This is a genomic window from Lacinutrix cladophorae (assembly GCF_053604645.1).
Map to the genome: position 1 here is coordinate 1 of NZ_JBSHNR010000080.1, position 405 is coordinate 405.

The 405-nt window shown below is 39.0% G+C and carries 1 protein-coding gene; it reads left to right on the forward strand.

The features are described 5' to 3' along the window. Positions 1–405 (forward strand): hypothetical protein (locus ACVC3Y_RS03485; protein WP_452226120.1); only part of this gene is annotated, 405 nt, incomplete at both ends.

Below are 405 nucleotides of genomic sequence, written 5' to 3' on the forward strand. Positions count from 1 at the left end.
TTAAATACTTCTTCAGTAACTGCAACACTTACCCTTGAAGATTCTATCGGTCCTGACCTTACTGCTTGTACGGTTGTAGATGAAACCATAGAATGTAATGGTACAGATAATGAAACCATTGCTAACGATTGGAATGCTGCAAACATACTTGCACTACAATCTTGTGGTACAGATAGCTGTGATACAGATGCTGTTTTTGATGTAACTTCCGATTATGCTTTCACGAACCTTGCTTCCACTTGTGGTGCTGGTGGTACTATTACAGTAATCTATACGGTATCGGATGATTGTGATAATGAAACAACGCTTACTGCGACACTTACACTTGAAGATTCTATCGGTCCAGACCTTACTGCTTGTACGGTTGTAGATGAAACCATAGAATGTAATGGTACAGATAATGAA